Annotated in this window: 16 protein-coding genes and 1 tRNA gene; 14 read left to right on the top strand and 3 right to left on the bottom strand. The window is 71.7% G+C overall.

Going from position 1 to position 26,908, the window contains the following annotated elements; genetic code table 11:
• Positions 1-90 precede the first annotated feature (90 nt).
• The 5 genes from OG798_RS22345 to OG798_RS22325 all read left to right on the top strand — a co-directional run bounded on the left by OG798_RS22345 (position 91) and on the right by OG798_RS22325 (position 4,567).
• Positions 91-984 (top strand): ATP-binding cassette domain-containing protein, encoded by an 894-nt coding sequence (locus OG798_RS22345; RefSeq protein ID WP_328757585.1) that lies wholly within the window; start codon positions 91-93, stop codon positions 982-984.
• A gap of 99 nt (positions 985-1,083) precedes the next feature.
• On the top strand, positions 1,084-1,863 hold the full coding sequence (locus OG798_RS22340) for an HAD-IIA family hydrolase (protein WP_054235562.1): 780 nt from the start codon (positions 1,084-1,086) through the stop codon (positions 1,861-1,863).
• Between the two features lie 126 nt (positions 1,864-1,989).
• Positions 1,990-2,586: a hypothetical protein gene (locus OG798_RS22335; protein WP_097225756.1), complete on the top strand. Its 597-nt coding sequence runs from the start codon at positions 1,990-1,992 to the stop codon at positions 2,584-2,586.
• Positions 2,587-2,599: 13 nt separating this feature from the next.
• Complete coding sequence (locus tag OG798_RS22330; RefSeq protein ID WP_095858042.1) at positions 2,600-3,265, top strand: class F sortase; 666 nt, start codon at positions 2,600-2,602, stop codon at positions 3,263-3,265.
• Positions 3,266-3,550: 285 nt separating this feature from the next.
• Entirely contained in the window at positions 3,551-4,567 is a 1,017-nt protein-coding gene (locus OG798_RS22325) for a glycoside hydrolase family 6 protein (RefSeq protein ID WP_095854460.1), read from the top strand.
• 94 nt (positions 4,568-4,661) lie between these two features.
• On the opposite strand, the gene OG798_RS22320 is transcribed toward OG798_RS22325, so the two are convergent.
• The 3 genes from OG798_RS22320 to OG798_RS22310 all read right to left on the bottom strand — a co-directional run bounded on the left by OG798_RS22320 (position 4,662) and on the right by OG798_RS22310 (position 9,155).
• Positions 4,662-6,599: a kelch motif-containing protein gene (locus OG798_RS22320; RefSeq protein ID WP_121416022.1), complete on the bottom strand. Its 1,938-nt coding sequence runs from the start codon at positions 6,597-6,599 to the stop codon at positions 4,662-4,664.
• Positions 6,596-8,590 (bottom strand): glycosyltransferase family 2 protein, encoded by a 1,995-nt coding sequence (locus tag OG798_RS22315; protein WP_267061910.1) that lies wholly within the window; start codon positions 8,588-8,590, stop codon positions 6,596-6,598. The genes OG798_RS22320 and OG798_RS22315 overlap by 4 nt, the downstream gene beginning before the upstream one ends.
• A gap of 491 nt (positions 8,591-9,081) precedes the next feature.
• Positions 9,082-9,155, bottom strand: a tRNA-Lys gene (locus OG798_RS22310).
• Positions 9,156-9,361: 206 nt separating this feature from the next.
• On the opposite strand from OG798_RS22310, the gene OG798_RS22305 reads away from it, so the two are divergent.
• The 9 genes from OG798_RS22305 to OG798_RS22265 all read left to right on the top strand — a co-directional run bounded on the left by OG798_RS22305 (position 9,362) and on the right by OG798_RS22265 (position 26,892).
• On the top strand, positions 9,362-10,756 hold the full coding sequence (locus tag OG798_RS22305; protein WP_121418474.1) for a peptidoglycan-binding protein: 1,395 nt from the start codon (positions 9,362-9,364) through the stop codon (positions 10,754-10,756).
• A gap of 165 nt (positions 10,757-10,921) precedes the next feature.
• The gene (locus OG798_RS22300) at positions 10,922-12,082 is read left to right on the top strand and encodes an SPFH domain-containing protein (RefSeq protein WP_328757583.1); all 1,161 of its coding nucleotides are present in this window, start codon (positions 10,922-10,924) and stop codon (positions 12,080-12,082) included.
• A gap of 154 nt (positions 12,083-12,236) precedes the next feature.
• Positions 12,237-12,890, top strand: coding sequence for a lytic polysaccharide monooxygenase auxiliary activity family 9 protein (locus OG798_RS22295; RefSeq protein ID WP_097225759.1), 654 nt, complete (start codon positions 12,237-12,239; stop codon positions 12,888-12,890).
• A gap of 138 nt (positions 12,891-13,028) precedes the next feature.
• Entirely contained in the window at positions 13,029-13,529 is a 501-nt protein-coding gene (locus OG798_RS22290; RefSeq protein ID WP_257016783.1) for a DUF3592 domain-containing protein, read from the top strand.
• A 26-nt stretch (positions 13,530-13,555) separates the two neighbouring features.
• Positions 13,556-15,220, top strand: coding sequence for an AMP-binding protein (locus tag OG798_RS22285; protein WP_267061909.1), 1,665 nt, complete (start codon positions 13,556-13,558; stop codon positions 15,218-15,220).
• Positions 15,221-15,555: 335 nt separating this feature from the next.
• Complete coding sequence (locus OG798_RS22280) at positions 15,556-16,752, top strand: MFS transporter (RefSeq protein WP_382126315.1); 1,197 nt, start codon at positions 15,556-15,558, stop codon at positions 16,750-16,752.
• On the top strand, positions 16,706-19,912 hold the full coding sequence (locus OG798_RS22275) for a type I polyketide synthase (protein WP_328757581.1): 3,207 nt from the start codon (positions 16,706-16,708) through the stop codon (positions 19,910-19,912). Before OG798_RS22280 ends, OG798_RS22275 begins: the two co-directional genes overlap by 47 nt.
• Complete coding sequence (locus tag OG798_RS22270) at positions 19,909-25,593, top strand: MupA/Atu3671 family FMN-dependent luciferase-like monooxygenase (protein ID WP_328757580.1); 5,685 nt, start codon at positions 19,909-19,911, stop codon at positions 25,591-25,593. The genes OG798_RS22275 and OG798_RS22270 overlap by 4 nt, the downstream gene beginning before the upstream one ends.
• A 6-nt stretch (positions 25,594-25,599) precedes the next feature.
• Positions 25,600-26,892, top strand: coding sequence for a M18 family aminopeptidase (locus OG798_RS22265; protein WP_095854468.1), 1,293 nt, complete (start codon positions 25,600-25,602; stop codon positions 26,890-26,892).
• Positions 26,893-26,908 lie beyond the last annotated feature (16 nt).

Here is a 26,908-nt window from a genome sequence, read left to right as displayed (position 1 = left end):
GCTCCCCGGAGACGAACGGTTCCCTGGAGACAACCCGCTCCCTGGAGACAACCCGCTCCCGGGAGCCGATCCGCGTCCCGGAGCCGGGCGGTGAGCGGCGGCAGCGGCATCCGATTCGACCGGGTGTCCGTCGCGTACGACGGCACCACGGTCCTCGACTCCCTCGACCTCACCGTCGAGCCCGGCGAGGTGATGGCGCTGCTCGGGCCGTCCGGGTCCGGGAAGACCACCGCGCTGCGGGCCGTCGCCGGGTTCGTGCGGCCCGCCTCCGGCCGGGTGTTCATCGGCGACCGGGACGTGACCGCGCTGCCGCCCCACCGGCGCGGCGTCGGCATGGTGGTGCAGCAGTACGCGCTGTTCCCGCACATGCGGGTCGAGGACAACGTCGCCTTCGGGCTCAGGGCGCAGAAGGTCGCCAAGGGCGAGATCCGCGGACGGGTCGCCGAGGCGCTGGAGATGACCGGGATGGCGGCCTACGCCCGGCGCCATCCGCGGGAACTGTCCGGCGGGCAGCAACAGCGGGTCGCCATCGCGCGGGCGCTCGCCATCCGGCCCGGCGTCCTTCTCCTCGACGAGCCGCTGTCCGCGCTCGACGCGCAGCTGCGGTCGGGGATGCTGGCCGAACTCTCCCGGCTGCACCGGGAGTTGCCCGACATGTCGATCCTGTACGACAAGGCCACCGACGCCGCCGGGAAGCCCACCACCTTCGCCCTCCCGTACGCCGCGGGACTCGTCACCAAGGCCCCGCACTCGGAGAACGGCAGGAAGCTCCTCGACTTCATGCTCTCCGCCAAGGCGCAGCAGCAGGTCAGCGAGATCGGCGGCGGTTTCTCCGCGCGCAAGGACGTCAAGGCCACCGACGCGAACGCCATCGCCCTGACCAAGCTCATGGACGGCGTCGCGCTCTTCGAGCCGGACTGGGCCGACATCGACAAGAACCTGACCTCGTACGTCGAGGACTGGAAGACGGCCACGGGAAGCTGACACTCCACCCTGACTAGGCTGGGGGCGTCGGCACAGCGTCGTTCCGGCGCCCCCGGATCGTGTGCGTACGTACGCCAGGACGGCAGGAGAACCAGCACCATGGCAGAGCGCAAGCCCATCGAGTCGTGGCTCACCGACATGGACGGCGTCCTCATCCACGAGGGTGTGCCGATCCCCGGCGCGGACGCCTTCGTCAAGAGGCTGCGGGAGTCCGGGAAGCCGTTCCTGGTGCTCACCAACAACTCGATCTACACCGCTCGTGACCTGCACGCCAGGCTGCGGCGCATGGGCCTGGACGTGCCGGTCGAGAACATCTGGACCTCCGCGCTCGCCACCGCCAAGTTCCTGGACGACCAGCGGCCCGGCGGCACCGCGTACGTCATCGGCGAGGCGGGCCTGACCACGGCGCTGCACGACATCGGGTACGTCCTGACCGACCACGAGCCGGACTACGTGGTCCTCGGCGAGACCCGTACGTACTCCTTCGAGGCCATGACCAAGGCGGTCCGGCTGATCAAGGGCGGCGCCCGGTTCATCGCCACCAACCCCGACGAGACCGGCCCGTCCGCCGAGGGCCCGCTGCCCGCGACCGGTGCGGTGGCCGCGCTGATCACCAAGGCGACCGGCAAGCAGCCCTACTTCGCCGGCAAGCCGAACCCGCTGATGATGCGGACGGGGCTCAACGCCATCGGGGCGCACTCCGAGACCAGCGCGATGATCGGCGACCGGATGGACACGGACGTCCTGGCCGGCCTCGAGGCGGGCATGGTGACCTATCTCGTCCTCACCGGGCTGACCACCCGCGAGGAGATCGAGCAGTACCCCTTCCGGCCCTCCAGGATCGTGGACTCGATCGCGGACCTCGTCGAGCGGATCTGACGCCGCCCGGGCCGGGGGCCACCGGCCCGCGCCAAACCTTTCGAGACCCGTTTGGAGCAGTCGGGGGCGTCTGAGGATGCGTCCGGCGGCCCGGCGGGGGAGTCTCCAGGTATCTGGAGGTTCACGATGGGTTCATGTCGACTCGCTCTCTGTGTGCGACTCACTCTCTGTGCCGGTGCGGCGTACGCGGCGGCGTTCACTCCCGCCGCGTACGCGGCCGACGGCGGCGTCTCCGTCTCTCCCGTGTCCCCGGCCCCCGGCAGCGACGTCCAGCTGCGGGCGCTGGGCTGTACGGGGACGACCGGTACCGCGGTCTCGACGGCGTTCGTCGCGGACGCGCGGCTCACCGGCCAGGGCGGGGTGCTCGTCGGCGACACCCGCGTCCGCTCGTCGGCCACGCCCGGTGCCTACGAGGTCAAGGTCAGCTGTGACGGCCGCCAAAACCGGGTGACCGGCACGATCACGGTCACCGCGTCGGGCGGCCCGAGCTCCCTGAGGTCCGCCCTCGCCGTCCCGACCGGCCTGGCCCTCCCGACCGGCCTGGCCTCGCCCGTCGCCCCCGTGCACGCGGGCGGCGGCGGCACCGCGCACTTCGCCTCCGTGGACGCCCGCTCGTCGAGCCCCGGCACCAAGCAGGCGGTGATCGGCCTCGTCCTCGCGAGCGCCGCCGCGGTGGCGGTCGCGGTCCGCAGCGCGCGCCGGGGCCACGACACCCGAGACTGACATGTCCGACGACATGCCCGAACACGGGCGTTCCTCCGGCGCCGGCCGGCTGGTGACCGGTGTCGCCTGGGCGGTACTGCTGCTCGGGCTGTGGCTGTGGGGCCGCGACCTGACCGACGTACGGCAGGGGATAGCGGCGCCGACGACGGGGGACATCGCGGCGGTCGGACGACCGCCCGAGGTACGGCTGCCACCCGCGCTGAAGCCGCTGACGAGCGCGGCGCCGCAGCGCATCGACATTCCCTCGATGGGGGTGCAGGCGCCGGTCGTGCGCCGCGGGCTCGACGGGCAGGGGGCGATCGATCCGCCGCCCTTCGACCAGCCGGGCGTGGTCGGCTGGTTCGCCGCCGGGGTGCGGCCGGGGGCGGCCGGGACCGCGCTGTTCGTGGGGCACGTCGACACCAAGACCCGGCCCGCGGTCTTCTACAAACTCAGCACGGTACGGCCGGGGCAGACGGTCCGGGTGGTCCGCGACGACGGGACGGTCGCCGAGTTCACCGTGGACGACGTGCAGGTCTTCCCGCGCGACCACTTCGACGCCCGACAGGCCTACGGGCCACGGGAGTCGGGGCGGGCCGAACTGCGGCTCGTCACCTGCGGCGGCACCTTCGACCGGGTGAGCCGCACCTACACCGCGAACGTGGTCGTGTCGGCGTACCTCACGGGCCACGGACGATGAACCGGTGACCGGTTCCACCTGGCCCGGTCGGCGGCCCGCTCCCCCCCGGAGCCGCCGACCGGGCTGGTCCTCGACCGCGCGCGCACGGGCTGCGGGAGTAACCCGGCGGTCGGCGCGGGAGGTTCTGGGTCCGTTTGAGGCAACTCTAGAACGTATGAGCGTTCTGGCCTAGGACCCGTCCCCGGGGCTGTAACAGCTCACCGACAAGGGGCGGGCGATCTCGTGGGCGAGGCGCCACCTATGTCACGATTGACCCCAAGGACAGTGCACCCGAGGGGGAGTTGCATGTACGGCAGCAAGGGGGCCGGGGCTCGGGCGTCCGTCGCGGTGGTGGGGGCGTTGCTGGTGCTCGCGGGGTGTTCCTCCGGGGGCGGCGGCGACAAGAGCGACGGTTCCGGTTCCAAGGTCACACAACAGCCCAAGAACTCCGACCCGTTCTGGGTCAACCCGGCGGGCAACGCGGCCGAGCAGGTCGCCGCGTACGTCAAGGCGGGCAAGAAGGGCGACGCCGAGCAGATCCGCAAGATAGCCGAACAGCCGACCGGCGAGTGGATCGGGCCGGAGAATCCCGAGCAGGAGGCGCGCGGCTTCACCGAGGCGGCGCAGCGGGCCGACCGGGCGGCCATCCTGGTCCTCTACAACATCCCGCACCGCGACTGCGGCCAGTTCTCGCAGGGCGGCGCGGCGGACGGCGACGCCTACAAGGCCTGGATCGACGGGGTCGCCCGCGGCATCCAGGACCGGCCCGCCACGGTGATCCTGGAGCCGGACGCCATTCTGCACCTGGTCAACCAGTGCACTCCGGCGCAGTTCCAGGAGGAGCGGTACTTCCTCCTCGAGACCGCGGTCACCAAGCTCAAGGCCCTGAAGAACACGAAGGTGTACCTCGACGCGGGCAACGCGGGCTGGGGTCACCCCGACCAGATCTTCCAGCCGCTGAAGCGGGCCGGCATCGACAAGGCCGACGGCTTCTCCGTCAACGTCGCCAACTTCTACTCGACCAAGGACTCCATCGCGTACGGCAAGCAACTGTCCGCGAAGGTCGACGGCAAGCACTACGTCATCGACACCAGCCGCAACGGAAACGGCCCCTACACGGCCGGCGACGAGGACGAGAACTGGTGCAATCCGCCGGGGCGGGCGCTGGGCGAGACCCCGACGATCAAGACCGCCGATCCGCTCGTCGACGCGTATCTCTGGGTCAAGCGGCCCGGTGAGTCGGACGGTGAGTGCAAGGGGGGGCCGAAGGCGGGCGACTGGTGGCCGGAGTACGCACTGAAGCTGGCCAAGTCATCCAACTGACGCCAATTCCCCGCGCCCTTCTTTTAGGGGCGCGGGGAACTGCGCGACCAGCCACAACGAACCCGCAGTCGAAAACGGCCCAACCAGCGGAGCGCTACGGCACCTTGACCCACTGCGCCTTGCTCGGCGTCCCCTGGTCGTCCGTCACGAACAGCATGTACCAACCGGACTCCACGAGATTCCGGTTCTTCGGCACCGTCACCGTGACCCCGTTCTTCGTCTTCTTGAAGTCCAGCGCGATGGAACGCTGATCGACATCGGTGACGTGCGTGGACGCGCTCGGCCGGATCAGCCGGGCCGTCCTGATGGTCGACGCGTGCTGCGAGGTGAACGTCGCCGAGCCGCCGCGCGCGATCGTCTTCGGGCCGCCGGTCAGATCGGGCCGCGAGTCCCGGTAGAGGTACGGCGGCGTGTAGATCTCGATCCGCTGCTCGAACGTGGCCGGTTTGGTGTTGGCCTTGTCCGCGTAGAGCGAGTTGGAGCCGAAGAACATCACCCGGCCGTCGGGCAGCAGGATCGAGCCCGAGTGGTAGTTGCGGCCCACCAGCGGATCGGCGACCCGGTCGAACGTGTTCGACTTGGTGTCGTAGATCCGCGCCTGGAGGATGTTGGAGTCGCTGCGCCCCCGGTAGTCCTCGGAGCCGCCGGAGACGAGGACGGTGTCGTCGGGCAGGATCGAGGACTGTGGGTAGCGGGTGCCCTTCTCCAGTTCGGGCCCGTCCACGAACCTCGGGTTCTTGTCCTTGAGGTCGATCAGCCGGGTCTTCTTGCTGGACAGCTTGGACTCGCCGACCCCACCGCCGCCGATCACCATGTACTTCTCGTCCTGCGCGGGCGGCAGCAGCACCGTGCCGGACGTCTCCATCATGTTGGGGTCGCTCAGGCCCCGCAGCTTGGAGAACTTGTTGGTGGCCACGTCCCAGATGCCGGGGTCGCGGCCCACGTTGTCCGGTCCGTAGCCCGCGTTCGAGCCCGAGTAGAACATCTCGCCGTTCTGCATCAGGGAGATCGCCGGGTAGGTCGGGAACTGGCGGATTCCCTTGGTGTACGTCCATTTCTTGGTCTTCGGGTCGAACACCTCGTTCTTGCCCGGGACCAGCTGGCCGATCTCGTCCAGACCGGAGAGGCTGAGGATCTTGCCGTCGCTCATGGTGGTGAGCGTCGGGTACCAGCGGGCCTCGTTCATCGGGTCGACCTTGATGTACTGCTCGGCGACCGGATCGAACTCGTACGCGTCCCGGATGCCCTGGAAGTCCTTCTTGTCCAGGGCGAGCTTCTGCGCGATGCCGTAGGTGTTGCGGGCGTCGGCGCCGGTCAGACCCTGGATGCGGTAGTTGTCCTGGGTGCCCGTCTCGTACTTCTGGCCGCTCTGCTGTGCCTCGACGTAGATACGGCCGAGGCCCGGGTCGTTGCGCAGGAACCTGCCGGTCGCCTTGTCGAAGACCTTCGTCGCGCGCGGGACGAGCACCGGGTCCTTGGAGACGAACGTCTTGCCGTTCTCCTTGCCCGTGAACTTGGTACCCGCGGGCAGCGTGATCGGCTGGTCCGGGTTCTCGTTGTGGACGACCATCAGGCCGCCCGCCTTGGTGACGTCGCCCTTCAGCGTCTCGTACCGCTTGGTGCCGCCCGCGATCAGCAGATTGCCGTTGGCGAGCTGGGTGTGGCCCGTGCAGAACAGGTCGGCGGGCGTCGGGATCTTCTTGATGGTGCCCTTGACCGGGTCCCAGATCCGCGTGTCGAACTTCTTCGCGTCGAAGTTGTCCTGGTTGTTGCCCGAGCCCGCGATCAGCAGGATCTTGCCGGTGTGCAGCAGGGCCGCGTGGATGGTGTTCTGTCTGTACTCCTCGGGGAACTGGATGATGTCCCAGTGCCCGTTCTCGGCCTTGTACTCGGGCTTGTTGATCGTGTAGTCGTGGTATTTCTCCGTGCTGAAGCGGTACACCCACGGCCCGTTCATCCCGGCCAGCGCGAGCACCACCGCCCCGCCTATCGCAAGACGACGAGCACGGCGGCGACGGGCACCGTCTTTCATTTTTTACGTCCCCCAAGGGAAATCTGCATGGTCTGGTCATTGCCCGCGCCGCTGCCGCCGCCCTGTCCCTGCGCCGCCGCCCAGCTGGGCTTGTGCTGCGGGGCGTGCGGAGCATGCGGCGTGTGCTGCTCCTGCTGGGGCGCCGAGGCCTGAGCGGGCAGCGGCACCGTCTCCTCGGGTGAGGCGGGCGGCACCGACGGCTTCTTCTTCGCCTGGCGCAGGGCCCACTGCCAGGCGAGGATCGGCGAGGCGGTGATCAGCAGGGCGAAGCAGGCCCAGGTGATCATCGCGGGGTGGGAGTGCCCGAGCAGGAGTCCGGCGACGATCGAGCCGGCGAAGACCAGGATGAAGAACAGGTGGATCCGGAAGGTCCCCAGCAGTGTGTCGGGGCTGGCCGAATCCCCCTTGGGGGTCACCACGAACTTGCTCTTGCGGCGCAGCACCGCGTCCATCAGCGAGCGGGCGTAGATCGGCGCGGAGAGCGCCGACATGATCATGCCCGCCACGCCGCCCGAGCCCTCGGGCTCGTGCGGGGAGACGTTGTGCCGGCGGTTCCACACGTACAGGCCGATCTGCAGCGCGGAGGCGTTGCCGTACAGCATCAGCCAGACCGTCGGGTCGATGTTCACACCGGATGCGCCCAGGCCCAGGAAGAGTGCGCAGCTGAGGGCCGCGAGGATCCAGTTCAGGGCGGACATCGGGTAGAAGATGATCATCATGGTGTAGTTGAAGAGCTTGCTCGGCGGCAGCGAGAAGAAGCCCTTCCAGTACTGCTTGAGGATCGTCTCGTACGTGCCCCGGGACCAGCGCAGCTGCTGGGTGAAGAAGTCCGTCCAGGCGTTCGGGCCCTCGCCGACCGCGAGGACGTCCGGGGTGTACACCGAGCGCCACTTCCTGCCCGTCGCCGGGTTCTTGGCGCGGTGCATCTCGAAGCCGGTCGCCATGTCCTCGGTGATCGAGTCGTACAGACCGCCGATCTGCTTGAGCGCCTTGATGCGTACGGCGTTGGAGGTGCCCACGAACATCGGCGCGCCGTAGCGGTTGCCGGCCCGCTGGATCAGCGCGTGGAAGAGGAACTGCTGGGACTCGGCGGCCTTGGTGATGGGGTTGTCGTAGTTGCCGTAGACCTGCGGGCCGATGACGAAGCCGATGTCGGGGTCGCGGAAGAAGCCGAGCATCCGCTCCAGGTAGTTGGGCAGCGGCACGTGGTCGGTGTCGACCGAGGCGAAGAAGTCGTACTCGTCGCCGTGCGCCTCCAGCCAGGCGTTGTAGTTGCCGTGCTTGGTCTTGGCGCGGTGCGGGCCCTTGGCCTGGTTCCACTTCGCGACGCCCTTGCGGGAGAAGTGGTGCACGCCCAGGCGCTTGCAGACCTCCTTCACCTCCGGGTCGTCACCCTCGTCGAGGAGCCAGATGTGCAGAAGGCCCCGGTGGCGCAGCTTGACGGCCGCCTCCAGGGTCTTGGTCACCATGGCGAGGGGTTCCTTGCCGGGGACGAACGAGGTGAGGAAGGCGACTCTGGTGCCGGTCTCCGGGACCACCGGGATGGGGTCGCGGGCGACCAGGGTGGCGTGCGCGTTCGACAGCACGTTCATGCAGCGGAAGAACTCGATCAGACCGATCGAGACCAGCATCACGATGTCGAGCACCGGCAGGAAGTCGTAGGCCGGGTAGTCGCGTTCGGTCCAGTGCTCCGGCTGGAGCAGCCAGCCCAGCAGGATCAGCGACAGCAGCGGCGCGGCGCCCAGCATCAGGGCGGCTCGTACGCGGTGCGGCTCCTGGGACAGCAGCGAGCGGTACTGCACCTTGTACGGCTTGTTCGGATCGGGCTGTGTGAGGGGACCCGCGAGCCGGCTGTAGTGCTCGTAGTCGTATCTCGGCAGGGTCTTCTTGATCCTGCGGAAATTGCTGCCGGTCCGGTGCGATGGCATCCGGAGCTGGGTCGTCTCAGACGGGTCGAAGTTCTGCCGGGCGCCCGTCGGCGTCGACGTCATGAGTCATTCCCCCCGCACGCACGTCCAGGTGCGTGTTCGTCGGTTCTAGTCGCCCGTTCGAGTCCCCCTTGACCGTCACGGACGCATGCTGGCAGGTCGGCATCCCCACATGCTCCACACAAGGGAGACATAGAAATGCGACCTTCCGGTTGCATGATGCCCCCCTCGGCATCGGTTCATGAACGGGGCCCCCAACCCCCCATGGACGCAACCGGCCATACCCCCAACTGTCAGGTATCGACAGTCCCTTGAAGCCCAGGGTTCTACGGCGTTCATCATGATCGCAAGATGCGAAACGCGGTGTTAACCGGTCATACGCGCTAATTGGGACGCGTGTACGAAGATGGGGTCACCGCCCCATACGCCGGGCGCATATGCCCGGCCCGTATGCGCCCCTATGTGACTCTTTGCGCCGGTTGTGCCCGCGGGAAGCCCGCCCCGCCCATAAGCCGAAGGGCCCCTCACGTCGGTGAGGGGCCCTTCGGTGTCGGTGCGCCGCCAGGGACTCGAACCCCGGACCCGCTGATTAAGAGTCAGCTGCTCTAACCAACTGAGCTAGCGGCGCCTGCTGACCCGAGAACTCTACTCGACCGGGGAGGGTGCTCCGGACCACGAGGGTGTCGTGAAGTGAGCGGTCGGGTGTCCCGAACCGGTCGGAAATGGTTCCTGTACATCATTCGGACCGTCAACATGCGACAAGAGGTGACAGTTGCGAAACTGACGACTGTGCAGAAGCGCGGAGACATGGACCTGTGGTGTGAGGGGAATCTCATGGAGGCTCCGGTATTCGAGGAATTCGATCCCGTGAGCGACTGCGACTGCCCCGGATGCGTGCACTGGCGGCGCGTCATGCCCCCTTCCGCACTGCCCGGGCCCGTGGGACACCCGGCGGCGCGGGGCGCGCTGCTGCTGGCCGCGGCGGCGGGCGCCGTCCTCGCCGCGGGCCAGCCGGTTCCGGCCGTGGCCGCCGCGCACGGACCCGCCCGGCCGGGCGACCCCCGAGGTGACGAGCCCGACACCCCGCAGGGCACCAAGGCCCCGCTGCACGGCCTCGGCGAGGGCCCGACGGTGCCCGCGAAGCCCGGGGCGGGGGGCGAGCTCCCCGCGACCACCCGGGCGGCGATCATCAACCGGGCCAAGAAGTGGGTCGCCTGGCAGGTGCCGTACAGCAATACCGCGTACTGGCCGGACGGATACCGGCAGGACTGCTCGGGCTTCGTCTCGATGGCCTGGAACCTGCCGGGAAACGAATGGACGGGCAGCCTCGGCACGTTCGGCGTACGCATTTCACGCGACCAGGTGCAACCCGGCGACATGCTCCTCTTCCATAATGCGGCGGATCCGCAGAACGGCTCGCACGTCGTCCTTTTCGGCGGCTGGGCGGACTACACCCACACCTATTACCTCGCCTATGAACAGACCCGCCCGCACACCCGCGGGCAGTCCACTCCGTACGCCTACTGGAGCAACTCGGACCGCTATGTTCCCTACCGCTACAAGGGGCTGGCCGAGGGGACGAGCGGCGCGGCAGCCTCGGCGTCGGGGGCGAGGGACAGCCGCTACCCGGGCCGGTCCTTCTTCGGACCCGGTGCGGACAACCCCCATGTCACCCGGCTGGGCCGGCTCCTCGTGGAACGTGGCGCGGGCCGCTTCTACTCGACCGGACCCGGACCGCGCTGGTCGGACGCGGACCGGCGGGCCACCCAGGCGTTCCAGCGGGCGCAGGGCTGGCGGGCCACGGACGCGGACGGGCTGCCCGGGCCGCGGACCTGGTCCTACCTGGTGGGGAGGAAGGGCAGGGACATTCCGGCGGCGGGAAGGTCCGTGCCGGGGACCCCGGTGGCGGGCGGACCGGGGACGAAGGGATTCTCGGCCCCGTCCGTTCCCATCATCCCCTCCATCCCCTCCATTCCCTCCGACCCCTCGGTGCCGGGCTATCCGGGGCGCGGGCTGTTTCGGCCCGGCGCCGACAACGAGTTCGTCACCCGGCTCGGCGAGCAACTCGTGAAGAAGGGGTTCGGCACGTACTACACGTCGGGCCCGGGGCCGCGCTGGGGCGAGGCGGACCGGCGGGGCGTCGAGGCGTTCCAGCGGGCGCAGGGCTGGCGCGGCGGCGCGGCGGACGGCTGCCCGGGGCCGGAGACCTGGCGCCGGCTCTTCTCGTGAAGGGCCAGGTCGCAGGGCTCGCGGCACGGCTCGTACCAGGGCTCGTACCAGGCAACGCGTCAGGCAGCACACCAAGGCTCGCACCAGGCATCGCACCACGGCTCGCACCAGGGCTCGTCACCCGGCCGGGATCACCCTTCCACGCGCGGAGGCATGGAGGCAGCTATGAGTACGACGACTTCACCCACCCCGGAGTCGGGGGGGACGCCGGAGGGCGGCGGCGCCTCCCGGTCCGCCCGGCTCATCCACAACGAGGCGACCACCGAGATCCCCGTCCATCTGCTCTTCCGTGACGACCCCGAGCCGGTGTCCGTGCCGCTCTCGCCCGCCGTGGTGGGGCGGCGGCGTGGCACGGGCGAACAGCCCCGGATCCGGCGCCCCGTGCTGGGCCGGGCCCCGCGCCCGGTGCCGGAGGTCGACCCCGAACTGGTGGAGCGCCCCGCACGGGTGCTGCCCGGAGTGGCGGGTGTGCTGGCCGGGGCCTGCGGGGTGGCCGGATGTGTACTCACCACTTGGTGGTCGGGTGTGCTGCCGCACAGTGCGGGGAGGGTGATCGGGCTGCCCTGGTACGCGGGGGCCGGGCTCGGCCCCGCGCAATGGGCCGCGTACGCCGGGGCCGGCGCGCTCGGGCTGTTCGGGTTCGGCGGGCTCTCCCGTGGCCGGACCGGGCGTGCCTGGGTGCTCGGCCTCTTCGGCCGCTACCGGGGCACGGTCCGGCGCACCGGGCTGTTGTGGATCAACCCGGTGGTGCTGCGGCGCCGGGTCGACGTACGACTGCGGCACTGGCGCAGTGAGCCGATGTCGGTGGTCGACGCGAACGGGGTCGCGCTGCGGGTGGTGGTGCTCGTGGTGTGGCGGGTCAAGGACACCGCGCAGGCCGTGCTCGGTGTCGAGGACCATGAGACGTATCTGCGCGAGTGTGTGGAGGCGGCGATGTCGCGGTTGCTCTCGCAGTTGCCGGCCGAGGCGCCGCCCGCCGTCATCAAGGACGTGGCGACCCTGCGCAACACGGACGCGGTCGGTGAGGCGCTCACCGGGATGATCGCCGCGGACGCCGCGCCGGTCGGCCTGGAGGTGTTCTCGGCGCAGCCGACCCGGATCGAGTACGCCCCCGAGGTCGCGGCCGTGATGCAGCGCCGCCGGATCGCGACCCTGGACGCCCAGCACCGCGACACCGTGCTCACCTCCGTCGTCGACTCCGTCGAGGACACGGTGACCCGGCTGACCATGCGCGGGCTGGTCGAACTCGACGACTGCGAGCGCAAGGCGCTGGTGAAGGACTTGACGGTGGCGTTCTACACGGGGCGCAGGGACTCCTCGCCGTGACGGGGACCGACCGCGGGGCCGTGACGGGGACCGAGAGCTTGGTTATTGGTCTGGACATGTTCAAGTCGCGGCAATAATCTGGGACTTGGTCTAGACCTGAAAATCGCGCGCACGGCTCACGAGAACCTCCCCCACGTCCTCCAGGAGCGGCAGCATGCGCATACGGACGACCAGGATCCCTGCGGCAAGGGTCCGTACCGGCAGGAAAGTCAAGCTCTACGCCGCTGTCGTGGGCCTCGCCACGGCGGGCACGTTCGTGCTCTCCACCGGCGGAGCCGGCGCCCACGGCTACACCGACCAGCCCCTCAGCCGGCAGAAGTTGTGCGCCGCCAACGGCGGCAGTGTCGCCAATTGCGGTGACATCCAGTGGGAGCCGCAGAGCGTCGAGGGCCCGAAGGGCTTCCCGGCGGCGGGTCCCGCGGACGGACAGATCTGTTCCGCGAACCACACCAACTTCAGCCAGCTCGACCAGCCCAAGACCCCTTCGGGTGCGGCCTGGCCGACGACCAAGGTCACCGGCGGGCAGAGCTACGCCTTCCGCTGGCAGTTCACGGCCGTGCACGCCACGACCGACTTCAAGTACTTCGTCACCAAGTCCGGCTGGAACCAGAACCACGCACTGACCAGGGCGGACCTGAACACCACCCCGTTCCTGACCGTCCCGTACAACGGGCAGCGCCCGCCGTCCACGTTCAGTCACACCGGCACGCTGCCCTCCGGGCTGAGCGGTCACCACGTCATCCTCGGCGTGTGGACGATCGCCGACACCGCGAACGCGTTCTACTCGTGCGCGGACGTCACGTTCTGAATGTTCTGAGCGCGTGTGGACCGGAAAAGTTCTGAGCCTCTCTTGAGGAGCTCGCGCACCCCCCACGGGTAGGTTCCACGCACGTCGACATGACCATGACGGCGTGCGTGGAGCTGTACCGGACAACGGGGGAATGTCATGGACGTCTTCTTCTATCTGGTGCCGGCGGTGATCATGGCCGGTGCGATCTTCATGGCGGTCGTGGTGGTCCGCAGGTCGCTGGACATCAACCGGGCGTGGAACAGCGGGCTGATCGCGGAGGGGCGCTGTCTGCGGGCGTACACGACGACCAGTGGCGGCGGCGCTGACACATCCGTGTCCACGACCCTGCACCACGTGTACGAGTTCATGACGCGCGACGGCCGCACGGTCCGCTTCGAGGAGCCGAACGGCCCGGCGACGATCGTCGAGGGCGACATCGTCCCCGTCCACTACATCGCCGAGCGTCCCGAGAAGGCGACGGCTCACGCGCCGAGCCGGGGCGTGCTGGCGGCGGGCGCGGTCTTCACCCTGGTCTTCTGCACGGTGATCGTCCTCTTCTGCATCGGCTTCATGGTGGGCATCCACGAGTTCTTCTCGATGTGGGACTCGGCCGGGAGCGGCGGAGACGACTTCGAAGGCACGGGCCTCCCCTTCTGACGGCACGTCAATTATCGTGCGCCCCCATGGGGTCCATGAGGCGTACCGTCGCGGAACTCGTACAGGAACGGTGGGGCGACCACCGGCCGGGACTGTGGTTCGAGGGGCGGGTGCTGAGTCACCACCAGGTGGCCGCGGGCGCGGCGGCGCGCGCGGCGCTCCTCGCCGACCTGCTGCCGCCCGGCGCAGCACCGCACGTCGGGGCGCTGCTCGACAACACCCCCGAGTATCCGCTGTGGTTGAGCGCGGCGGCCCTCTCCGGTGCCGCCGTGGCCGGGATCAACCCGACCCGGCGCGGCCCCGAACTGGCCCGCGACATCCTGCACACCGAGTGCCGTGTCCTGGTCACCGAGCGGACCCACCTGCCCCTCCTCGACGGCCTCGAACTGCCCGGCGTACGCGTCCTGGTCACCGACACCGAGGCGTACGAGGAACTCCTCGCGCCGTACGAGGGCGCGAAGCCGGACGCGGCGCCCTCCGCGTCGGCGGACGCCCGCCTCCTCCTCTACTTCACCTCCGGCTCGACCGGCGCCCCCAAGGCCGCGATCTGCACCCAGGGCCGGCTGGCCGCCGCCGGGCGCTCGCTCGTCGACCAGTTCGGGGTGCGCCCGGACGACACGCACTACATCTGCATGCCGATGTTCCACGGCAACGCGGTGATCGCCGACTGGGCGCCCGCCCTGGCGGCGGGCGCCGGGATCGCGCTGAGGCGGCGGTTCTCGGCGTCGGGGTTCCTCGCGGACGTACGGGCCTGCGGGGCGACGTACTTCACCTATGTGGGCCGCGCGGTGCAGTACCTGCTGGCCACGCCCGCCCGCGGCGACGACCGCGACAACCCGCTGCGGATGGGCTTCGGGACGGAGGCCGGGGCCGTGGACGCGGCCGCCTTCGAGGAGCGCTTCGGGGTGCGGCTGGTGGAGGGGTACGGCTCGTCCGAGGGCGGCGCCGCCATCCAGCGGACGCCCGGCGCCCCGACGGGAGCGATCGGGCGGGCGGCACCCCGCGACGACCTCGCGGTGGTCGACCCGGGGACCCGGACCGAATGCCCGCCCGCCGTCTTCGCGGAGGACGGGAGGCTTCTCAACGGGGACGAGGCGATAGGGGAGTTGGTGAACCGCGGGCCCAACCCCTTCGAGGGGTACTGGCGCAACCCCGCCGCGGACGCCGACCGTCGCCGCGACGGCTGGTACTGGACCGGCGACCTCTTCTACCGCGACACCGCCGGCTTCCTCTACTTCGCCGGGCGGGCGGACGACCGGCTGCGCGTCGACAGCGAGAACCTCGCCGCCGCGATGATCGAGAACATCCTCGCCCGTCACGAGGGGGCGGCCGCCGTGGCGGTGTACGCGGTCCCCGACCCGGTGGCGGGGGACCAGGTGATGGCGGCGATCGCGCCGCGCGAGGGGGCCGGCTTCGACCCGTCGGCCTTCGCGGCCTTCCTCCTCGCCCAGCCCGACCTGGGGACCAAGATGGCACCCCGCTTCGTCCGGATCGTGACGCGGATGCCGGTCACCGCCACCAACAAGATCCACCGGGTGGGGCTGCGCCGCGAGGGCTTCCGCTGCGCCGACCCGGTGTGGTGGCGGCCGCCGGGGGAGTCCGCGTACCGCAGACTGCGCGCGCCGGACATCGAGGGGCTGCTGGCCGAGTACCGGGCGCGCGGACGCGAGAAGTTGCTGCCGACCGGTTAGGTTCCGGGCGAGCCTTTCGCGCGGGGGCTCGCCGGCCGGAACTTTCGGCGGCCCGGCGGACGTCCCGTCTCAGGGAGTCCGGGGGAAGAGGAATCCCCTCCGTCCCACGGGGGGAGGATGCCCCCGGACACGTGTGCCGTCCGCGCCGAGGAAAGAGGGAACATGCGTCACCTGATCCGGGTCGTGAACATCGCCGATGCCGCACCGCCACGCGGCGGACGGGGGCGGGCGGCGGTCCGGGGACGGCTCGTGGCGCGGCACCGGTGACGGCCGAGGGGCGCTACCGCGTCCTGGTCACCGGCTACTCCGTCTCCTCGTACGGCACCTTCCTCAACATGGTGGCGCTCAACCTGTTCGTCTACGCCACCACCCACAGCGCCCTCGCCATCGGACTGTTCATGGCGGTGCGGCTGGGCGCGGGGTTCCTGGCGGGGACGGTCGCTGGACGCGTGCAGGCGCGGTTCGGGGTCAAGCCGGTCATGCTGTGGGCCAATATCGCCCAAGCCGTTGTCATGTTCCTGCTGGTAGTGACGCCGGACGGGGGACTGCGGACCGGCGTGCTGTTCACGGTGTCCGCGGCCGTCGGGGCGTGCAGCACCGTGTTCATGGTCGCGCTGCGCAGCTCCATCCCCGACCTGGTCGGCGCGGACCGGCGCGCCTGGGCCAACTCGCTGATGGTGGGCGGCCGTTCGCTGGCGATGGTCGCCGGGTTCGCCTCGTCCGGTGTGGTGGTGCCCTGGCTCGGCTTCACCGCCGCGTTCCTGGTGGACGCGGCGAGCTTCCTGGTGTGCGCGGCGGCGGTCGCGTGGCTGCCGGGCGTCGAACGCGCCCCCGAGCCCCCGCGGGCACCCGACGAGCCCCGCGAGAAGCGCGGCGTGTGGGCCGCGATGACGGCGCTGGCCACCGTGCCCGCCCTCGGCCTCATGATGTGCCTGCGCACCGTCGACGCCCTCGGCTCCTCCTCGCACAACGCGGCCCTGCCCGTCTACTCCAGCACGCTCCACCCGGACGACCCGGCCGCGTTCGTCAGCCGCTTCTGGCTGTTCTGGGCGCTGGGCAACGTCCTGGCACAACAGGTCATCCAACGCTGGGCCAAACGCTCCGGACGGGCCGTCGGCGCGCTCGGCTTCGGCCTCGGCACCATCGTCATGTCCTCCGCGTTCATCCTCGGCTTCGCCGGGTTCCCGATGGCGGCGACCGTGCTGATCGCCCTCGTCGCGGGCGCCGCGGACGGGCTCACCGAGGTGTCGTACACCTCGCATCTGCAGACCTTGCCGGAGACCCTGCGCGGCCACGCCTTCGGGCTCACGGCGACGGTCGAGAACCTCGGCTTCGGGATCGGCATGATCGGTGTGTCGGCGGCCCTCGAATCGTTCTCCGCGTTCACCGTCGTGGCCTGGTCGCACGGCCTCGCCATCGTGGTCGCGGGGATCTACCTGCTCCGGTTGTACGCGGTCCACGGCGCCGGCAAGGAGGGGACGAGCGGTGCGTACGGCAGTCGTCGGGATGGCGCTGAGGTTTCCGGGAGCTGACGCCCCCGACGGGTACTGGCGGGACATCCGGGCGGGCGTGACGCACGTACGGCGGTTCACCGACGCCGAGCTGGCGGCGGCCGGGTTCGCCCCCGAGGAGTACGGCGCGCCCGACTTCGTGGCCGCGAGCGCCCCGCTGCCCGGCATCGACGGCTTCGACGCGGCCTACTTCGGGATGAGCGCCCGCGAGGCCACGGTCACCGATCCCCAGCAACGGCTCTTTCTGGAGTGCGCCCACCACGCCCTGGAGGACGCGGGGTACGCACAGCCGCGCGCCGGGGTGCGGATCGGGGTGTGCGGGAGCACCGGCTACCGGCTCCACTCGCTGCACAGCTATCTCGCCAACAACCTGCGGGAGGAGGCGGGTTCGGGGGACTGGCAGCGGCAGAAGCAGGCGCAGGTCGGCAACTACCCCGATTTCGCGGCCCCTCGGGCGGCCCACCGGCTCGCACTGACGGGCCCGGCCCTGAACGTGGCCACGGCCTGCTCCTCGTCCCTGGTGTCCGTCCATCTCGCCTGCCAGGCCCTGCACTTCGGCGACGCGGACCTCATGGTCGTCGCCTCGGCCGCCCTGCACGTGCCCCAGGTCACCGGGCACCGGCACGTACGCGGCTCGACGATCTCGCGCTCCGGGACCGTGCGCCCCTTCGACGCCGACGCGGACGGCACCGTCGGCGGCAACGGCGTCGCCGCCGTCGTCCTCAAACCGCTGGAGAGGGCGCTCGCCGACGGCGACACCGTGTACGCGGTGATCGCCGGGTCCGCCGTCACCAACGACGGCGCCGACCGGGCCGGGTTCGCCGCGCCGGGCTCCACCGGCCAGCGCGACGCCGTGCTCGGCGCGCTGCGCGCGGCCGGGGTGCCCGCCGACTCCATCGGCTATTTGGAGGCGCACGGCACCGGCACGCTCAAGGGTGACCCGATCGAGTTCGCGGCCCTCACCGAGGCGTTCCGGCTGCACACCGACCGCACCGGCTTCTGCGCGCTGGGCTCCACGAAGTCGGCGATCGGCCACCTGGACAGCGCGGCCGGGCTGGCCGGGCTGATCAAGGCGGTGCTGGTGCTGCGCCACGGGGAGATACCGCCGCTGGTGAACCACACCCGCCCCAACCCGGCCCTGGACGTGACCGGGAGTCCCTTCGTCCTGCCCACCCGCCCACGGCCCTGGCCCGCCGAGGAGGGCCGCCCGCGCCGGGCCGGGGTGCACTCCATCGGGATGGGCGGGACGAACGCCCACGTGATTCTGGAGGAGGCGCCGACCCCGGCCCCCCGCCCGCCGGACCGCGGGCAGGCCCCCGCCCTGCTGCCGTTGTCCGGCCACACCCCCGAGGCGCTCCTCGCCTCCGCCGGGGCCTTCCGCGACCACCTCACCGAACACCCCGGGACCGACCACGCCGACCTGCTCCTCAGCACCGCGCTCGGGCGACGGCACCTGGAACACCGACTGGTGGTCACCGCCCCGGCCGACGACACGGCGACGGCGCTGGACGCCTTCGTACGGGGCGAGGCGGGGGCGTACGCGCACGGCGTCGCCGGGGCGGAGGCGGACGGTGGACCGGTGTTCCTCTTCACCGGCCAGGGCAGCGGGTACGACGGGATGGGCGCGGTGCTCGCCGAGCGGTTCCCGGTGGTGGCCCGCACGTTGGAGGAGTGCGCGGGGATCCACCGGGACGAGACGGGGGAGGAGGGGTTCCTCGACCGGTTGCTGGGCGGCGCCGACGGTGGTCCCGCGGAGGGAGCGAGAGCCCGGGGCCCGGAGGGAGTGCGGGCTCGGGGCCCGGAAGGAGCGCGGGTCTGGGACACCGCCTTCGCGCAGCCCGCGCTCTTCGCCCTGCAGGTCGCGCAGGCGAGGCTGTGGCGGCGGTTCGGTGTCGAACCGGTCGCGGTGGCCGGGCACAGCGCCGGGGAGTACGCGGCCCTGTGCGTGGCCGGGGCGCTGACGCTGGAGGACGGACTGCGGCTGATCTGCAGGCGGGGGCGGCTGATGCGCGACGGCACCCCGGCCGGGGGCATGCTCGCGGTGTTCGCCGCCGAGGACGTCGTACGGGGGCTGGTCACGGAGGTCGACGGCCTCGAACTCGCCGTGGTCAACGGGCCCGGGCAGTACGTCGTGGGCGGACCGCCCGAGGCGGTGGCCGCCGCCCGCGCCCGGCTCGCGGAACGCGGCACGCCCGCGGAGCCCCTGCCGGTGGACCGCGCGTTCCACACCGCCCTGCTCGACCCCGTCCTGGCGGACTTCCGGGACGCCTGCGGAAAGGTACGGCCGCGGCCCACCAGGACCGAGTTCGTGAGCGGCCTTGACGGGGTCCGGCACCCGGTGGGCTGGCTGCCGGACGCCGACCACCTCGTGCGGGGGACCCGACGGCCGGTGGACTTCGCCGCCGTACTGCGCACGCTGGAGCGGACACCCGGGCCGCCGGTCCATCTGGAGATCGGCCCCGACGCGTCCCTCACCGGGCTCGTCCGGCGAGCCCGGCCGGACACCCCCGCCGTCCCCACCCAGCGCCGCGGCGACCGTGGCCTCGGCACCCTCTGGGCGGCCGTGGCCCGGCTGCACTGCGCGGGCCACCGGCTCGACTGGGCGGCCCTGCTCGACGGCAGCGACGCCCGCCGGATCCCGCTGCCGCCGTATCCCTTCCAGCACCGGTCGTACTGGACAGGACCGCCGCCCACCCCCTTGGCCGACGACCGCAGGACGGAGCACGGCATGACCGAACAGGCCGTACTGGAAAGGGTGCTGGCGCTCAGCGCCCGTCATCTCGGATACGCGCCGGAGGAGATCACCGCGGAGCGGACGTTCGTCGGGCTCGGCGCGGACTCGCTCCAACTCATAGGAATGGTGCGACAGTTGGAGGCCGAGTTCGGGGTGGAGATCGGGATGCGGGAGATCCTGGAGGAGGCGGGGACCCCACGGCTCGCGGCCCGGTTGATCGCGGAGCGGACGGGGCGGGGCGCGGTCTCGGCCTCCGCGGACGTCACCCCGGACGACGAGCCCGTGCACGTCACCCCCGACGAGGAACCCGTCTACGCCACCCGTGCCGAGGTCGAGGAACTCGCCCGCCAGATACGCCAACTCGCCGAGACCCAGACCAGGATGCTCGGTCAGCTCTCCGAGGCCGTGGCCCTGCTCGCCGAGGGCCGCAAGGAGGTCGGAGGATGACCACGGTGCGGACCAGCCCCGCGTCGCAGGCGAGCGCCGAGGCCGTCGCCCGAACCGTCGCCGTCTCCGGACGGCTCGACGAACTCCTGACGGCGGCCCGACACCGCACCGAGCCGCCCGCCGGGCAATCCGCCGAACCGCCCGTCGGGCAACCCGCCGAGCCTCCCACCGGGAAACCCGCCGAGCCCCCCTCCCACCACGGCCCCCACGTCACCCTCCCCCCTGACTCCGGCATGTCCGGCACCGGTGCGAGCGAGGCCCAGCGGGCCCATGCCGACGACCTGGTCCGCCGCTTCACCGAGCGGACCCGCACGTCGAAGGAGCTGGCGCAGCGGCACCGAACGGTGCTGGCGGACAGCCGGGCCGTGGTCGGCTTCCGGCGGGCGACGAAGGAGATGCAGTACCCGATCGCGGCCCGCTCGGCGCACGGGGCCCGGCTGACGGACGTCGACGGCAACGACTACACCGACATCACCATGGGCTTCGGCGCGCTGCTGCTCGGCCACGAGCCCGCCCCGGTGACGGAGGCCGTCCGCCGGCACCTCGCCGACGGACTGCGCCTCGGTCCGCGCTCCGAGGACACGGGCGTGGCCGCCGAACTGCTCGCGGAGCTCACCGGCATGGAGCGGGTAGCGTTCGCGAACTCCGGCACCGAGGCCAACTCCGCCGCCCTGCGGCTCGCCCGCGCGGCCACCGGACGCGACCGCGTGGTCATGTTCCGCGGCTCCTACCACGGCCACATCGACTCGGTCCTCGGCCGCCCGGGCCCCGACGGCCGCCACGCCGTCCCCGTCTCGCGCGGCATCCCCGCGAGCGCGGTGTCCGAACTCCTCGTCCTCGAATACGGCAGCCAGGAGAGCCTGGACGTCATCGACGAACTCGGCGACACGATCGCCGCGGTCCTCGTCGAACCGGTCCAGTGCCGCAACCCCGCCCTGCGCCCCGTCGCCTTCCTGCGCGCGCTGCGGGAGCTGACCGCCCGGCGCGCCATCGTCCTCCTCTTCGACGAGATGCTCACCGGCCTGCGCCCCCACCCCCGCGGCGCCCAGCACCACTACGGCGTCGTCCCCGACCTCGCCACCTACGGCAAGGCCCTCGGCAGCGGTCACCCCATCGGCGCGATCGCGGGCCGCGCCGACCTCATGGACGGCATCGACGGCGGCTTCTGGCGGTACGGGGACGACAGCCGCCCGACGCGCGACACGACCTTCTTCGGCGGTACGTACATCCAGCACCCCCTGTCGATGGCCGCCGCCCGCGCGGTCCTCACCCACCTCAAGGAGCGGGGCCCGGAGCTCCAGCAGACGCTGAACGCCCGCACCGACGCGCTCACCACCGACCTCGACGCCTTCTTCCGCGCCGAGGAATTCCCCCTGGAAACAGCCCACTTCGGGTCCATGTTCCGCTTCACCCACCGCGCCGACATGGAACTGCTCTACCACCACCTCCTCCTGCGCGGGATCTACGTCTGGGAGTGGCGCTCCTTCTACCTCTCCACCGCGCACACCGACACCGACGTCGAACGGATCACGGACGCGGTGAAGGACTCACTGCGGGAGCTGCGCGCGGGCGGCCACTTCCCGACGACGGCCCGACGCAGTCGACGTCACAGCCGCGGCGAGGCCGCCGAACGCCCCGCCCCCGACTTCGGTGTCTACTTCTTCGGCGACCACCCCGACGGCGAGGACAGCGCCCAGGCCTACGAACGGCTGATAGAGACCGCACGCTTCGCCGACACCCACGACTTCAGCACGCTCTGGCTCCCCGAACGCCACTTCCACTCCTTCGGCGGCCTCTTCCCCAACCCGTCCGTCCTGGCCGCCGCGCTCGCCCGGGAGACCCGCCGCATCCGTCTGCACGCGGGCTCGGTGGTCCTCCCGCTGCACGACCCCGTGCGGATCGCCGAGGAGTGGGCGGTGGCCGACAACCTCTCCGGCGGCCGGGTCGGCATCGGCTGCGCGAGCGGCTGGCACGCGAGCGACTTCGCCCTGCACCCCGACCGCTTCACCGACCGCACCGCGATCGCCTTCCAGCACCTGGAGGACGTACGGCGGCTGTGGCGGGGCGAGAGCGTCGCGCGCCGTACCGGCGAAGGGCACCCCATCGACGTACGCCTGCATCCGCGGCCCGTGCAGGAGCTGCCGCCGATGTACCTGGCGACGTCCGGGCGGCGTGCCTCGTACGAGGAGGCGGCCCGCCGCGACCTCGGGATCGTCACCAACCTCATGAACCAGACGGTCGAGCAGCTCACGGCGAACATCCGCCACTACCGCCGGCTGCGCGCCGAGCGCGGCCTCGACCCCGACGCGGGCCGCGTCACCGTCCTGCTCCACACCCACCTCGCCGAGGACCACGCCGCCGCCCGGGCCGCCGCGCGCGAGCCGATGAGCCGCTATCTGCGCTCCTCCCTCCAGATGCGTTCCGCCGCGAGCGCCCTCGGCGGCCGCCCCGAGGACGTGGCCGACGCGAGCGAGGCCGACCTCGCCTACCTCTTCGACCGCGCCTACGACCGCTACTGCGACCAACGGGCCCTCATCGGCTCGCCGGACACCTGCGCGGCCACCGTCGACGCGCTGCGGGCCGCGGGGGTCGACGAGATCGCTGCCCTGGTCGACTTCGGGCTACCGACCAAGGAGATGCGGGCGGGCCTGGAGCAGCTGGACGCCCTGCGCCGCCGCTACCACGAGCCCCCGACGGAGCCGAAGAAGCCGAAGAAGCCGAAGAGGCCCGAAGAACGGCGGGCTCCCGCGACCCCGGCTCAGCGCCGTCTCTGGCTCGCCGCCGCACTGATCGCCAACCCGGCCGCGTACAACGAGATCCAGGGCGTACGGCTGCGGGGTCCGCTGGACGTCGAGGCGCTGCGGACCGCCGTGGACGGCCTCGTCCGCCGCCACGACGGGCTGCGGACCGCGTTCGTGGCCGGGGGAGACGGGGTCTTCCAGGTCGTACGGGAGGACCGGGACCGGGGATGTCCGGCGCTGACCGTCGACGACGTCCGGGGCCGGGACGCCGACGAGGTGATCCGGGCCGCCCTGCGCGAGGAGAGCACCCGCGCGTACGACCTCGCGTCGGGTCCGCTGTTCACGCCCCGGCTGCTGCGGCTCGCCGACGACGACCACGCGCTGATCCTCGGCATGCATCACCTCGTCACCGACGGCCACTCCGCGGGGCTGGTCGCCGCCGACCTCGGGGAGTTCTACCGGGCGGCGGTGGAAGGACGCGCGCCCCGCTTCGAGCGGGCCGCCGGGAGCACACTCGACACGATCGCGGTGACCGGGACAGCGGACGACCTGGACTGGTGGCGCGCCCACCTCGGGGACGGGCCGGGCGCGCCCGCGCTGCCCACGGACCGGCCGCGCACCCGCACCGTCGCCGGACGCGGCGGGGCCGTGGGGCTGCGGCTAGGCCCGGAGCGGGCGGGGCGGCTGCGGGAGTGGAGCGGGCGGCAAGGGGTCACCCTGTTCGCGACGCTGCTCACCGCCTGGCGGATCGTGCTGCGCCAGTACGCCGGACAGGACGACTTCGTCATCGGGTCCACCTTCGGCCGCCGCACCCCCGAGACGCGGGACACCGTCGGCTTCCACGTGTCCCTGCTGCCCCTGCGCGGGACCCTGACCGACGGCACGACACTCACCGACGCCGTACGCGCCACCCGGGACACGCTCTTCGCGGCCGACGCCCGCCAACACGTCGACCTGGACGCCCTGTCGGCGGCCCGCCACCCCGACCCGGGCAACCCGCGCCCCCTCGTCACCGTCTCCGCCGACCTCGACACCGCGCCCCTGACCGCTCTCGCCCTGCCGGGCCTGCGCGCCACCCCCCTCGACGGCGGCACCGAGTCCGCACCCCTCGAACTCGCCCTCATGGCGACCCGGCTCCCCGACGAGGACCTCGACCTGCGCCTCCGCTACGACGCCGACCTGTTCGACGAGGCGACGGCACGGGGGTGCCTGGACCGTCTGGAGAGCGTGCTGAGCGGCCTGACGGCGGGCGCCGCGGAGACGGTCGGCGACCTGACACCGGGTTCCGACACCCCAACCGTCCCCGACGGCGCCCACCGTCTCCGTACCCTCTGGCAGCACACCCTCGGCCCGGTCGGTGATCTCACCCCGGACGCCAACTTCTTCGAACTCGGGGGGAATTCGATCGGCGCGATCAGACTGGTGAACCGGGTCCGGGACAGCTTCGGCGTGGAATACCCCTTGGCGGACTTCTTCGCCGACGCCACGCTGGGGGCGATGACCGCCCGGCTCGCGTCACCCCGGGGCGTGACCGTGGTGGACACGGCGCCCGTCAGCGACCAGCAGGCCCGCATGATCGCGGGCGTCCTGAACATGCCCCGCCCCGAGGTGTGGAACATCCCGACCCGGATCCGTTTCACCGGCCCCCTGGACGTGGCCGCCCTGCGCACCGCGGTGGCCGGGCTGCTCGACCGACACCACGGACTGCGGTGCCGCTTCGTACCCGGAGACCGGCAACCGGTCCCGTCGTACGGAACGGACGACGGCACCGGCTGGCGGCAGGAGGTTCTCGACGTGCCGCCCCCGGCGCTGCCCGTCGAGGACCTCACCGGCATCGCCGACGAGTCCGAACGGCTCGCGCGCGCCGAGGAGTTGTGCCGGGAGGCCGCCGCGACGCCCATCGCGGTGACCGGCGGTGTCCCGCCGGTCCCGCCGGTCCTGCCCGTCCTGCGGCTGCTGCGGGTCGCGCCCGACCGGTGGACGCTGATGTTCGTCGTGCACCACATCTGCGTCGACGGCTGGTCCCTCTCCCTTCTCCTGGGCGAGCTCGCCGCGCTCTACACGGCCGCCGCCGAGGGCCGCCCGCACGGCCTGCCCGAACCGGCGGGGCAGTGCACGGACTACGCCCGCTGGCAGCGCGAGCACGCCGACCCCGCCGAGGAGGCCCGCAGGACGGCGTACTGGACCCGGTATCTGGAGGGGATCCCGGCCGCGGTCGAGATCCCCGGCGACCGGGCCCGGCCCGCCGTACCGAGCGGACACGGCGGCACCCTGCGCGGAACCGCCTCCGGTGAGCTGCGCAGGGCCGTCGAGGAGTTGGCCGCAGCGCGGCACACCACTCCCTTCGGGGTCGCGGCCGCGGCGCTCGGCGTGCTGGTCGCCCGCCGGTCCGGGGTGCGGGACATCGCGATGGGCACGCCGTACGCCCACCGCGAACGCAGCGCGTTCGAGTCGATGGTCGCGCTGACGTCGACCGGCGTGGTCGTACGGGTGACGCCCGACCCGGACGAGACGCGCGGCGCCCTCGTGGAGCGGACCGGTGCCGGCGCCCTGGAGGCGACGGCCCACGTCCTGCCGACCGCGCGGATCGTGCGCGCCCTGCGCGAGAGCGGTGCCCGCGCGGTGCCCGAGCGCTTCCCGCTGACCATCGCCTTCCAGAACTCCCTGGACACGGACATCGAGATCCCCGGACTCGACGTCGAGGTCGACGACCTCGCCCCGCCCGTGTCCCGCGGTGACCTCTCCTTCGGTCTCGCCCCGCGCCGCGACCCGGCCAAGGGCTACCGCACCTTCCTGGAGTACTCCGCCGATCTGTGGGACCCCGCCACGGCTCAGGAGCTGCTCGACGACTGGCAGGCCGTCCTCGCCGAGCTGTGCACTCGGCCGGACGCGCCCGTCGCTTCACTCCTCAACCCTCTCCAGCCCCTCCGAAAGGCGTGAGCGCCCATGTCCCCCACACATGACCGCAGTCACAGCGACGATCTGCTCTCCTTCGTCCGCTCCAGCCCCTCGCCCTACCACGTGGTCGCGAACGCGGCCCAGCGCCTGGAGAAGGCGGGCTTCCAGGAGCTGCGCGAGACGGACGACTGGACGGCCGGTGCCGAGGGCGGCCGGTACGTCGTCCGCGCCGGAGCGCTGCTTGCCTGGTACGTCCCCGCGGGCGCCCCGGCCCGCACCCCGTTCCGGATCGTCGGAGCCCACACCGACTCCCCGAACCTGCGGATCAAGCCCGAGCCCGACACCGGCTCCGCGGGCTGGCGGCAGATCGCCGTGGAGATATACGGCGGCGTCCCGCACAACACCTGGCTCGACCGCGACCTCGGCATCTCGGGCCGACTGACCCTGCGCGACGGATCCAGCCGCCTCGTCTGCGTCGACCAGCCGCTGCTGCGCGTACCCCAGCTCGCCATCCACCTCGACCGCAGCGTCAACGAAGGTGTCGCGCTCGACGCGCAGCTGCACATGACCCCGCTGTGGGGCCTCGGCCCCACCCGGCCCGGCGCCCTGCTCGCCCGGGTCGCCGCCGAGGCGGACACCGACGTCGCCGAGGTCCTCGGATGGGACCTGATGCTGCACGACATCCAGCCGCCCGGCTATCTCGGCGCCGACGAGGAGTTCCTCGTCTCGCCCCGGCTGGACAACCAGATCTCCGTGCACGCGGGCGTCACCGCGCTGGTCTCCGCCGCCACCGCCGCCCAGCCGCCCGCCCACATTCCGGTGCTCGCCGCCTTCGACCACGAGGAGGTCGGCAGCGGCTCCCAGTCGGGCGCCCAGGGCCCCCTGCTGGAGCGGGTGCTCGGCCGGTCCGTCGCCGCGCGCGGCGGCAGCGCCGAGGACTTCAACCGGGCCCTCGCCGGCGCCTTCTGCGTCTCCGCCGACATGTCGCACGCCGTGCACCCCAACTACGCCGAACGCCACGACCCGGACCACCACCCCCTCCCCAACGGCGGCCCCGTCGTCAAGGTCAACGTCAACCAGCGGTACGCCACCGACGGCACCGGAGTAGCCGCCTTCGCCGCGGCCTGCGAGCGCGCCGAGGTGCCCTGGCAGCCGTTCGTCTCCCACAACGCCATGCCGTGCGGCACCTCGATCGGCCCGATCACCGCGGCCCGGCTGGGAGTCGCCACCGTCGACGTGGGCGTGCCGGGGCTGTCGATGCACTCCGCGCGGGAGCTGTGCGGGGCGCAGGACCCCGGCCTGCTGGCCCGGGTCCTGACCGAGTTCGTCACCACGGGCTGAGCCCCGGCCCCTTTGT

This window comes from Streptomyces sp. NBC_00271 (assembly GCF_036178845.1).
Lineage (GTDB): Bacteria > Actinomycetota > Actinomycetes > Streptomycetales > Streptomycetaceae > Streptomyces.
Note: the sequence above shows the minus strand (reverse complement) of the source record. Positions and strands in the feature narration are given on the sequence as shown.